The organism is Neobacillus rhizophilus, assembly GCF_018343535.1.
Classification (GTDB): Bacteria; Bacillota; Bacilli; order Bacillales; family Cytobacillaceae; genus Neobacillus; species Neobacillus rhizophilus.
The window spans coordinates 830,023-842,531 of sequence record NZ_JAGYPF010000004.1; the positions used below are offsets into that span (position 1 = coordinate 830,023).

Here is a 12,509-nt window from a genome sequence, read left to right on the forward strand (position 1 = left end):
TCGACAAATGTATTTTAGATAATTAATCGGAGCCAGAGGGACGTACCCTGGCTCCTTCTTTTTCTGAAAATCGCCACCAAAACCATTTTTCTGGTTCACTTCTGATCATCCTGATTCATAAAATCGGCGACAGAAGGCGGGATATGGATTCTTTGAATCGCACGAACCCGGATCGTTCCTGGTATCGTGAAAGGGTTAGTTCGGAGCTATGATTGCAATCTATTACGAATAAGTCATATAAATCATGAGCAATCTTTTCATCATAGATGAGGGCGTTGACTTCAAAGTTTAGCCTGAAGCTGCGCATATCAATGTTAGTGGTCCCGACAGAGGCTATCTCTTGATCCACCAATATCGTTTTGGCATGTAAAAATCCATTTTCATATAACAAAATCTTCGCACCATATGACAAAAGCTCACCGGCATAAGCCAAGTTTGCCCAGTACACAAAGGGATGGTCAGGCTTGCTGGGAATCATGATCCGAACATCTACCCCGGAAAGTAAGGCGATTTTGCAGGCATCCATAAAGCTGCTATCAGGAATAAAATAGGGTGTTTGGATATAGACACTTTTTTGCGCTGACATGATCATCTTCAAATACATATTTTTCAAATGTTCGGTTGTGGAGTTCGGACCGCTGGCTATAATTTGGATGGTACTGCTTCCGCTATGCCGCTCCTGATTCATAGAATAGGCTTCATGATTGATTATTTCTTGGTCCGTTGCCTGCTTCCAATCCAGCACAAATCTCCCTTGAATATGATTAACAGCCTCACCCATTATTCGTAGATGAGTATCGCGCCAATTTCCGAACTTTTTATCCAGCCCCAAATATTCATTACCAATATTGAATCCGCCAATATAAGCAATCTCGCCATCAATAATACAGATTTTTCTATGGTTTCTCGTATTAATCCGAAAGTTGATTAATTTTAAAAAAGAAGGAAAAAACACTTCCACTTCGCCGCCACACTCGATCAGTTCCTTGAAAAAGGAACGATTCATCCGCCGTGAACCCACTTCATCGTAGAGAACGCGAACCCGTATCCCTTCCTTTGCTTTCTTTGTCAGTTCATCCCGTAACCTTACCGCCAAGGAATCACGCTGAATGATGTAATATTGCAGATTAATCTCGATTTTTGCATTCTGAATATCTTGAAACAACGCATCGAACTTGTCTTTTCCGTGATGAAAAATCTGTACATCATTATCGTTAGATAGTAAGGCGTTCGACGACTTCATGTTCATTTTAATAAGATCCCCATACCTTTGAAGCATAGGATTATGTAGAAAATCTGAACGAGTTAAGTTGTCCATCTGCACATTTACAGCTTCATTTAAAAAACGTCTCTCTTCTTCTGAAAGTTTATAGAAATTCTTTTGCTTTAACTGGCGGCCTAAAAAGATATAGACCAAAAACCCTAGAATAGGCAGAAAAAATAAGACCAAAAGCCACGCCCAGGTAGAACTGACATCCCGTCTCTCAACAAAAATCACCACTATGGCAAATAATATATTCAAGACAGTAATAAGTGCGATGAGTATAGTATTAATATTTTGTAATTCCATTGGTACCTCTCCAGCGCCAAGTTCTTTACTTCAATATATATAATTCTTGCAGCAAAAGCCAAGGAAAGGTTCCCGTGACTTTTTCTTTTTGGAAAAAGAGCCGGCTGAACCCGTCCCTAAGGTCTAATTAAAACTTCCTAGGGAATTGTCTCTGTACGGCTATTTTATTTCCATAGAAAGGCTTTAATAAATTTCCTATATCTGTGGCATTCCGGAGAGTCGTCGGTATTAGCAGTTAGATCAGGTGAATTAAATGCTATGCTATTAATCGTCAATCTTGTCCAATAAACGTGCTGTTCCCAAACGATACGCATGAAACTTTTTAAACGATCTTCCTGTTCACTTATAATATTAGTGTTGAACCAAGGATTCATAATCTCACATCCATATACACAAACTCAGTTACAGTATATTCCAATTTTAAAAAAGTGCTGTACATTTTAGAGTGCAACAGGGCAGGTTTTTTTTCCTCATTCTACATTAAAAATGATGTGAAATAATTAACACAATATTTAAAATTAATGTAATATTTAATTAATTTGAAAGGTTTTTAATTTTATTTAGCGAAAGATAACCATATTAATTCTTTAAAAAGGGGTTTAGATATGATTTATAGCTCGGAGAATTTGTTTAGGAAATTTTTAGATAAAGGCAAGGATGATTCAAAAACTTATGAAGAATTAAAACAGCTTTATAGTATTCTTGAATCAATCATTGAATCAAGCTACGATGCAATTTGTGTTAATGACAGTAATGCGATGGGAGTTATTGCGAATGAAGCTTATACAAGAATGACAGGAGTAAGAAGGGAGGAATTGATTGGTAAAAGCCTGCCTCAATTAATTGATGAGGGAACTATTTCAGATTCAGTAACATTAAAAGTTCTCAAGGAGAAGCGTGTTAAAACAATTATTCAAAATATAAGAGGTAAAGAGTTACTTGTTACGGGGAGTCCAGTTTACGACGAAAACGGTAAAATTACTCACGTTGTATCAAATTTACGTGATATTTCGGACTTAAATAAACTTAAGTCTGAATTGTATGAATCGAGAGTGCTTACAAAAAAATATTTAAATGAAATAAAAGAATTAAAACAAAAAGAGGGAGCACGCCTCATGATGGACGGTATTATTGCTCAAAGCAAAGAAATCATAAAAGTGCTCCATTTAACTAAAAAAGTTGCAAATGTGGATTCAGCTGTTCTCCTTAATGGTGAATCAGGTGTAGGAAAAGAGGTTTTTGCCAATATGATTCACATAAACAGTAAAAGAGTGAACAAACCGTACGTAAAAGTAAATTGTGGGGCTATCCCTGAACAACTTTTAGAATCAGAGTTATTTGGTTATGAGAAAGGTGCTTTTACTGGTGCGGATATTAAGGGAAAACCAGGATACTTTGAACAGGCGCATGGAGGAACGATTTTTCTTGATGAAATTGGCGAAATGCCACTAGAATTACAAGTGAAATTGCTCAGGGTTCTGCAAGAATACGAAATTATGAGAGTTGGAGGCACAAAAACAGTAAAAGTTGATGTAAGAATTATCTCAGCTACAAATCGCAATCTTCAAGAGCTAGTTGAAAAAGGGCAATTTCGTAAAGATTTATTTTATCGATTAAATATTGTTCCAATTGAAATACCTGCCTTAAGAAGCCGGAGAGCAGATATCCCCCCCCTTACTTATTATTTTTTAAATAATATGAATGAAAAATATAAAATGAATATACGAATACAACCGGAAGTTATTCGCTGTTTCGAAGAATATCATTGGCCTGGAAATATTAGAGAGATGGAAAATTTAATCGAAAGATTAGTAGTAACTTCAGATGGTGAGGAAATAACCGTCAATCATTTGCCTGAAGATTTTTTTTCAAAGGACAGTCCTACAAAAGAGTGGTCATTGAAGGAACTAGTTGAAGAACTTGAAAGAAAAGTAATCAAAGAAACCATGAAAGAATACCGAACAACGAGAAAAGCAGCGAATAAATTAGGGATTAGCCAACCGGCATTAGTGAAAAAAATGCAAAAATTAAAAATAAATGAATATTGATAAAAAAAAGAATCGAAAGATTCTTTTTTTTATCGCAAATTATATCGTATTCAAAAAACAATCTGAATCTTTCGGCTTATATCAACAAATTTATCATATTTAATCAGTTGGCATGGTTCTTGCAAGTTAAATTATTGAAAAAATAATTTTTGTTTTTTGTTGAGGGGGAATTTTCGCTGATAATTTCGTTAATAAAAGTTCGATAAGGTTTAAAAGTAGTAAAGACTAAAAATCATAAAAAAATGGAAGGGAGGAAGTAAGACTTTGATCACAAAACAAGTCGTTTTCGACCGTGAAGTAAAGGTGTTTACAGAACGACCGAAAACGATTACCGAAATCTTAAACAAGGTAGCTTTAAAGTACCCCGATAAGGAAGCAATCGTGTTTCAAGATATACGCTTAACCTATAAGGATCTTAAAAATCGAGTAGACTACATTTCGGTAAATTTACAAAAAAGGTTCAATGTGAATAAAGGCGATCGAATCGCTCTCTTATTAAATAATTGTGTGGAATACTTCCTAACTACCTTTGCCTGTTCACAGTTGGGTGCAATAATTGTTCCGCTTAACACCCGTTTGCAGGAAAAAGAGTTAGCATTTATGCTTCGGCACTCCGGAGCCAAGCTCATAATAGTTGATGAGGATTTTAAAGAAAAGCTTGATCGAATTCAAGAAGAGGTTGAATTACCTGACTTAGAATATAAGTTTCTAGTGAATTGGAAAAGTGAAGAAAAAAACTTGCAACAGTATTTTCCGTTTGAAGTTCTTGAAATTTCATCTGCGTTAAATGTTACCGAAATAGTAAATGAAGAAGATCCACTATTAATTATGTACACTTCTGGCACAACTGGTACACCTAAAGGTGCAATTTTAAGTCATATTGGTGTAGTTCATAGTGTGATAAATTTCAAAAAAACACTCAAAACCAATCATAATACAAAGACGTTAATTGCTGTACCTTTATTTCATGTTACGGGATTAATCGGACAATTACTCCATATGGTCTTTATTGGAGGAACATCGGTTCTAATATCTCGATATCAAACAGAAGTTGCCATAAAAATAATGGATTATGAAAAAATATCTTTTTTATTCAACGTTCCTACTATGTTTATCATGTTAATGTCCCATCCTTTATTTAAAACATATAATTTTTCCTTTGTAAAAACAATTGCATCCGGTGGTTCATCTTTGTCACTGGTAACGATTAACCGGTTGAGAGAGTCGTTTCCGAACGCAAAACTTCATAATGCGTATGGTGCCACAGAAACATCTTCTCCAACGACTATCATGCCAGTTTCCTACCAAGATACAAAAATAGCATCTGTGGGATTGCCTGTCCCTGTGGCAGAATTAAAAATTGTAAATGAAGAGATGGAAGAATGCACTGCGAATGAAATTGGTGAATTATTAATAAAAGGACCAATGGTCGTTAAAGGCTATTGGAATAACGATAAAGCCAACAGTTCTGCTTTTATAGATGGATATTGGCTTTCAGGTGATATAGCCATGATCGATGAAGATGGATTTGTTTATATTATGGATAGAAAGAAAGACATGATAAATCGTGGCGGTGAAAAAATCTTCTCCATTGAAGTTGAAAATGCGCTGTATAACCACCCTGCGGTATTGGAAGCAGCAGTTGTTGGCATACCCGATCAAATGTATGGAGAACAGATAAAAGCATTTATTGTAAAAAGAGTAGGTGAAGATGTTACTGGACCTGAAATCCAATCGTTTTTAGCAGGTAAATTAGCAAACTACAAAATCCCAAAGGAAGTAGCTTTTGTCACGGAACTTCCAAAAAATCCAGGTGGAAAAGTATTGAAAAATGTATTAATGAAATTTTGAAAGCACTTTCAATTACGTCTCACGAAGTATATTGAAAATCTAGTAGATTTAAATTTTACCATTGAGAGGAGAATCTCTTATGACTTTAAAAGATAAAGTGGCGATTATTACCGGGGGCGGGGGCGGAATTGGCAGTGCCACCGCTGAATTATATGCAAGTAAAGGAGCAAAAGTAGTCATTGCAGATTTTAATGAACAGGCAGGAAAAAAAGCGGAGGAAAGAATTCGAAATCAAGGCGGCGAAGCCACATTTTATAAAGTGGATGTCTCTGACCTTGAAGACGTTCATAATCTGGTGAATTTCGCTGTTGAAAAATATGGTTCTCTTGATGTTATGTTTAACAATGCAGGCATCGATATACACAAACCATTTTTGGAATATGACCGTGAATCCTATCAACGGGTCTTGGACGTCAATCAGCATGGAGTGTTCTACGGAATGCAAGCTGCGGCAAAGAAGATGGTTGAATTGGGGAAAAAAGGTGTAATTATCAATACTTCTTCGATTTATGCCTATGTGGTAGCACCCGGTTCATTTGCTTATCATATTTCAAAAAGTGCAGTGAAAATTATGGTTACCAGCGCTGCACTTGAATTAGCGCCATATGGTATTCGAGTAGTCGGCATTGCGCCTGCTGGTGTTAACACTGGCATCTTAGATGACTACAGAAAACAAGGAATTATGGACATCATTGAAGGAGCTCAAATGTCAAACAAATTAATCGAGCCTGAAGAAATTGCACAAACGGTTGCGTTTTTAGGATCAGAGGAATCCAGTGCGATAAACGGAAGTATTGTTAAAGTGGATGATGGTGCTCTTGGGTTTAAATTCCGCTTCGAGCATAACTAAACAACAAAATATTAATTAATTATAGGAGGAAAATAGTTATGAAATTTGGGTCGATCTATCTTCATTCCAATCCAAGACCATGGGATAAATACTCTGAACAGAGATTATACAATGAATCTTTAGAGCAAATTGAATTAACAGACAAACTAGGTTTCGACTATGCTTGGGCCGTTGAACATCATTTTTTAGAAGAATATAGCCACGCGGGAGCCCCTGAAGTCTTTCTGGCAGCGGCTTCTCAGCGCACAAAACAAATTCGTCTCGCACACGGAATCGTTCAATTGCCAATGGGGCACAATCATCCTGTTCGTGTGGCAGAGAGAATCGCCTTATTGGATCTGATTTCTAACGGGCGAGTCGATTTTGGCACCGGAGAATCGACTACGGCGATGGAATTGGAGGGATTCGGAATCGATAGGGAAACAAAACGGGAACAATGGCAAGAGGCATTAGATGCGATTACTAGGATGTTTGTGGAAGAGCCTTTTGTTCAATACGAAGGAAAGTACTTACAAATGCCAGAAAGAAACATCCTCCCCAAACCCCTGCAGAAGCCGCATCCGCCGTTATGGACTGCCGCAGGACGCCGTGATCAAATCAAGCTATGCGCTTCCAATGGATTAGGGGCCTTATCATTTTCGTTTATTCAGCCGGAGGAAGCTCGATCTCGAGTGGAAGAATATTATTCTATCATTCAATCAGAGGAATGCGTGCCGGCAGGGTTTAATGTGAATCCGAATTTTGCCATTACCATCCCAATGTTATGTCATGAAGATGAAGAAACAGCGATTGAACGAGGAATTGACGGAGCTCACTTTTTCGGATATACGAACGCCTACTATTATGGGTTTGGTCAGCATCGGCCAGGTATTTCAAATCTTTGGGAAGATTTTGAAAAGAATAGGGAGAAAATGGGCTTTGTTCGTGATACCACAAGCAAAAAAGGTGAACCTTCCGTTGCTCAATTAGTAGAAGAAAAAGCAGGTTCGTTGCGTGGTGCGATTGGTACACCAGATCAAATAAGGGAATTATTACGTAAATACGAAGAGGCCGGAGTGGATCAAGTTATCTTTGTTTGCCAGTTTGGACGTACAAAGCATGAACATATTTGCGAATCCTTTGAACTTTTTGCACGTGAAGTGATGCCAGAGTTTCAAGAGCGTGAAGCAGCTCACCAAAAGAGAAAACAAGAACGGTTAGGAGATGCAGTTGAAAGAGCTTTATCCCGGCGCAAACCACCGAGAATTTCGGAAGGCGATTTAGTTGTTGCGGCCAAAAATAATCTCCCATCTATTGCACGTACTCGAAACTAAAGTAAAGTTACTAACCACTATGTGTATTCTTGATAAATCAATCGACAGGAGGTTTCTCTATGAAAAAAACAACGGTCCTCTTAGAAAATATCTACTTTGGGGAGGGGCCAAGGTGGAAGGACGGTCAGCTTTGGCTATCTGATATCTTTGATAACAGTGTTCTTAAGGTAGATGTTTCCTCTGGTTCAACCAACAAAATATGCGAGGTTGATGGTGAACCATCGGGGCTGGGCTGGCTGGCTGATGGAAGGCTGCTAGTTGTCTCAATGAAAAATAAAAAGGTGATGCGCTTAGAAGATGACGGCTCTCTTGTTGAGCATGCTGACCTATCTGGTATTGCTGATCATGATACTAATGACATGGTTGTTGATAAAACCGGACGTGCATATGTAGGGAATTTTGGCTTTAATTTACAAGCATTTATTAAGGAACATGGCAGGGAAGCTGCCTTAGCTCCAAATGCTAGTTTGCCTACAGCTAAGCTCGCTTGTATTTCACCTGATGGAAACGTTAGTGTAGCGGCGGACGATTTGGTATTTCCAAATGGTTGTGTTTTGACAGATGAAGGTTCAACTCTTGTTGTTGCGGAGACTTTTGGACGACGGCTGACAGCTTTTGACGTGGCATCTGATGGAAGACTTTCTGGTAAACGAATCTGGGCTGACCTCGGCGACGTAACGCCGGATGGAATATGTCTAGATGCTGCAGGAGCCATTTGGGTTGCTGATTCGGGATCAAATAGGGCTGTTCGAGTAGCAGAGGGTGGTGAGGTACTAGCAAGAGTCGAAACAAGTCAACGGTGTTTTGCGGTAGCATTAGGCGGCAGGGATGGCCGTACACTTTATTGCTGTACAGCGCCAAGTTCTGTGGCTTCGGACCTGCTTCATGCACGACAGGGAAAAATCGAACAAATTCAAGTGGAAGTACCCGCCTACTAGTGATGTTTACCAGTTGTTCATTCAGGGACTAAATGGAAATTAGTAAATAGTTTTATTGACATGTTCGATACCTCCTTGAAACAAGAACATTTTCTTAAAGATAAAGTGTAAGAGATTTCAAGGAGGCTCATGTTTTATTTTTCATCGAGAGAAATGACAAAGCAGGTTTTCTACGCTAGGGGGATTCCAAAGTAATGTATAATAGTAGATTTCACTTTTTCCCAATCATGTTCCTCTTATTATCTTTGATGTTAGTTATCGCAGGTTGTTCCTCAAATTCAGACAAAAAACCTTCCAATACCGTAAATAGTTCACCCAAAAAAGGTGGAGAAGCCGTATTGGCGTATAACAATGGATATAGTAGCTTAGACCCGATGACATCATCTTCTGGTAGTGATCAGGCCATTCTTTGGCCAATCTTTGACACATTAATTACCTTTACCCCTGATTTGCAGCCAAAGCCAGGTTTAGCTAAATCATGGGAGTTCACTGACGATCAGACACTTACCCTTCACCTTCAAGAAGGTGTTAAATTCCATGACGGAACCAGCTTTGACGCTGAAGCGGTGAAGTTTAATATCGTGCGAATGAATTCAAAGGATTCCAAGACATCAGATTTGAAAAATGTTGAAAATGTTGAGGTTGTCGATCCGTCGACGGTTAAACTTCATTTAAAACAGCCAGATTCCTCTTTAATACTGGCATTATCGGATCGAGGAGGTATGATGGTTTCACCGACAGCTGTTAAAGAGAAGGGAGAAAATTTCTCTCAAAATCCAGTAGGCGCAGGTCCTTATAAGCTAGTCAAACAAGTTCCTAATGGTGAAGTCGTTTATGAGGCATTTGAGAATTATTGGCAAGAAGGATTACCGTATCTCGACAAAATAACGGTAAAAATCATGCCGGAGGAAAATACACGAATAAATTCCCTAAAATCAGGAGAAGTAGATTTTGCATTCGATATTAGCCCGGGCAATGTCAAAACTTTAAAAAATAACCCCAATATTGAAATGACAGAGATTTTACCACTTTTAGGCACAAAAATGTATATTAATTCATCCATGGAACCTTTTAATAATAAAGCAGTCAGACTAGCAGTTCAACACGGGATTAATCGTGAAGCGCTCATTTCTGCGCTTAACTTTGGCAGCGGAGAGCCTGCAGCGCAAGCGTTTCCAAGTGACTATTGGGCAGCCGATTCCTCCATGAAAATTGAATATGATCCGGAAATGTCCAAGAAACTCTTGCAGGAAGCAGGTCTAAAGAATGTTTCCTTCACCATGAATCATTTTGCAAAATCCTATGAAACTAGATTAGCCGAAGCGATAAAGAGTCAATTAAAAGATATTGGGATTGAAGTGAAGCTTCAACCTTTGGAAATTACAGCAGCGGCTGCAAGCTTTTATTCTGAAAAGGAGGTTCCTGCCTATTTAGCAAGCTGGTCAGGTAGAGCTGATCCACAAATGACAGTCAGCGGACTATATTCGAAAAATAGTTTCTTTAAACCAGGTGGTCATAGCAGACCAGATTTAGAAGAACTAATTTCAAAAGCTGCTTCCACCTATGATCAGGATCAACGAGCGGAGCTGTATAAAGAGATTAGTAGAATCGCCGTTTTAGAAGAAGCGGAATCAATACCACTCTTTTTTACGCCAATGGTTGCTGCAATGAACAAACAAATAAAAGGGTATGAACACAATAAATTAGGTAAGCCCATTTTTTCAACACTTTGGTTAGAGGAATAAAAATCTAAAAAGGGGGTTTCATGATGAGAAAATGGTTGGTGAATAGTTTAATTATGATCATTTGTCTTGTATTGGCAGCTTGCGGCGGAACCAATAGTTCCACCACATCAACAAAAAATGCTAAAGAAAAGTCTTCAGTTAAAAATTCTCAAGGGGTAACGGATGACGAAATTCTGATTGGGGGCTGGGTACCACAATCTGGCCCAGCAGCACAATGGGGGATATTAGCAGAGGTTTACCAGTCTTATTTTAATAAAGTAAATGCAGATGGCGGCGTTAACGGAAGGAAACTTAAATATATTGCCATTGATGATGAATATCAGCCTTCCAAAACTGTCGCAGCAGCGAAGAAATTAGTGGAACAGGAAAAAGTCTTTGCAATCTTGGGAACCACTGGGACAGCCCATAATAAAGCGGTCAAGCCCTATTTGACCCAAAAAGGAATCCCTGTTGTCGCAGTTGCTAGCGGAGATAGCGCCTTTGTTAAACCAGCAGTAAAAAATTACTTCGCTTTGCAAACTAACTATGATATTGAAGCGCGGATTTTTTCAACCTATGCAAATAAAGAACTTAAGGCAAAATCAGTAGGGATCTTTTATCAAAATGATGATTACGGAATTGTTTATAGAGATGCAGCCGTGGAGGAATTGAACAAACTTGGAATAAAAGTTGCTGCACAGGAATCCTACAATCCTACAGACGTTGATTTCAGCGCACAAGCACTATCAATGAAAAAAGCAAGTCCAGATGTTGTGTTTTTATTTGCCTCTCCTAAACCCGCAGCTTCCTTCTTAAAAGAATTTGACAAAATTGGTGGTTCCGCCGAAAGAATGCTGACTTATACTAGTGCGGATTCAACCATGATTGATTTAGCTGGTGCAGATGTTATGGAAGGGGTCTTATCAACAACCTGGGTAAAATCTTTAAAAGATAAAGACAATCCTTTAATAAAGGAATATGTTGATCAAATTTCAAAAGACATTCCCAAACAGGATCCAAATTCCGTTTTTATGCGATCAGCTTGGGCTTATGCACAGGTGTTGGTGGAAGGCTTAAAACGCAGCGGTGATAATCTTACATGGGAAAACTTTATTAAACAAATGGAGACCTTGAAGGATTGGGACGGTTCACTAGCCTATAACGTTACCTATACCTCTGATTATCGGTATGGCCAAACGTCGGTGAAAATCAGCCAATTTAAAGGTGGCGAATTAGTAGATATTTCAGATGTTATTAAATACGAACCATAAGAATGCGATTTGGACAACAATAACAGATATTGTTGTCCAGCCAAATTAATCTACAGGAAGGTTGTGAATGACATTTGGCAGGACAGATTATAATAGGCGGTTTAGCTGCAGGAAGCTTATATGCCTTGGCCGCCTTGGGGCTTATCCTAATCTTTAAAACCTCTGATATTGTTAACTTTGCTCAGGGTGAAATGGCCATGCTCATCACGTTTATAAGTTTCACGTTCTTAACCGTTACTAAACTTCCGTATTTTGTTTCGTTTCTGTTATCTTTAGTGATTGCGTTTATTTTTGGGATGGCTGTTGAACGTATATTTATGCGCCCTGTCCAAAAGGCGCCAATTCTAAATCAAATCATTTTAACGTTTGGGTTGTATATGGTATTTCGCGGAGTAGCTGGAATCATTTGGGGTTATACCCCTGTCGGCTTTCCAGAGGCTTTGCCTAATAAACACTTTAATTACGTAGGTATAACGATAACGATAAATCAGATTTTCATTTTTGTTGTCACTACCATCCTGATGCTTGGATTCTATTTATTCTTTAAACATACAAAAATCGGGTTAGCCATGCGTGCGTCCTCTCAAAATATTGCTACTGCGAAATTAATGGGTATTGGGGTTTCCTCTGTATTTACAAGAACTTGGGGAATAAGTGCCATATTAGGTGGTATTGCTGGAATTCTAATCGCTCCTGTTACCTTTTTAGATCCAAATATGATGGGGGAGGTTGGCATTAAAGCCTTCGCAGCTGCGATACTTGGAGGGTTCACAAGCTTACCTGGAGCCATCGTTGGAGGCTTATTAATTGGAGTTTTCGAAGGATTAATTGCAGGTTATGTATCGTCAGAGCTGAAATCAGTGTTTGTTTTTGCGTTAATTATATTGGTTTTATATGTTAAGCCTACCGGTATTCTAGGTGAAAAGATCACGAAAAAGGTGTGA

9 protein-coding genes are annotated in these 12,509 nt (G+C 38.4%); 8 read left to right on the plus strand and 1 reads right to left on the minus strand.

What is annotated here, in order from left to right; all coding sequences use genetic code 11:
* Positions 1–115: 115 nt before the first annotated feature.
* Positions 116–1,570, minus strand: coding sequence for a cardiolipin synthase (gene cls, locus KHA99_RS22205; protein WP_213119640.1), 1,455 nt, complete (start codon positions 1,568–1,570; stop codon positions 116–118).
* A gap of 605 nt (positions 1,571–2,175) precedes the next feature.
* Between cls and KHA99_RS22210 the strand changes: the two genes are divergently transcribed.
* From KHA99_RS22210 to KHA99_RS22245, 8 genes are all read left to right on the plus strand, one after another.
* Positions 2,176–3,618, plus strand: coding sequence for a sigma-54 interaction domain-containing protein (locus KHA99_RS22210; RefSeq protein ID WP_213119641.1), 1,443 nt, complete (start codon positions 2,176–2,178; stop codon positions 3,616–3,618).
* A 264-nt stretch (positions 3,619–3,882) separates the two neighbouring features.
* Positions 3,883–5,469 carry a class I adenylate-forming enzyme family protein gene (locus tag KHA99_RS22215; RefSeq protein WP_213119642.1) on the plus strand — a complete coding sequence of 529 codons (1,587 nt, stop codon included), beginning with the start codon at positions 3,883–3,885 and terminating at the stop codon, positions 5,467–5,469.
* A gap of 79 nt (positions 5,470–5,548) precedes the next feature.
* On the plus strand, positions 5,549–6,319 hold the full coding sequence (locus KHA99_RS22220) for an SDR family NAD(P)-dependent oxidoreductase (protein WP_213119643.1): 771 nt from the start codon (positions 5,549–5,551) through the stop codon (positions 6,317–6,319).
* Between the two features lie 38 nt (positions 6,320–6,357).
* Positions 6,358–7,632 (plus strand): LLM class flavin-dependent oxidoreductase, encoded by a 1,275-nt coding sequence (locus KHA99_RS22225; protein WP_213119644.1) that lies wholly within the window; start codon positions 6,358–6,360, stop codon positions 7,630–7,632.
* 59 nt (positions 7,633–7,691) lie between these two features.
* Positions 7,692–8,570: an SMP-30/gluconolactonase/LRE family protein gene (locus tag KHA99_RS22230; RefSeq protein WP_213119645.1), complete on the plus strand. Its 879-nt coding sequence runs from the start codon at positions 7,692–7,694 to the stop codon at positions 8,568–8,570.
* Positions 8,571–8,908: 338 nt separating this feature from the next.
* Positions 8,909–10,315, plus strand: coding sequence for an ABC transporter substrate-binding protein (locus KHA99_RS22235; RefSeq protein ID WP_249366819.1), 1,407 nt, complete (start codon positions 8,909–8,911; stop codon positions 10,313–10,315).
* A 23-nt stretch (positions 10,316–10,338) separates the two neighbouring features.
* On the plus strand, positions 10,339–11,565 hold the full coding sequence (locus KHA99_RS22240; RefSeq protein ID WP_213119647.1) for an ABC transporter substrate-binding protein: 1,227 nt from the start codon (positions 10,339–10,341) through the stop codon (positions 11,563–11,565).
* Between the two features lie 74 nt (positions 11,566–11,639).
* Positions 11,640–12,509: a branched-chain amino acid ABC transporter permease gene (locus KHA99_RS22245; RefSeq protein ID WP_213119648.1), complete on the plus strand. Its 870-nt coding sequence runs from the start codon at positions 11,640–11,642 to the stop codon at positions 12,507–12,509.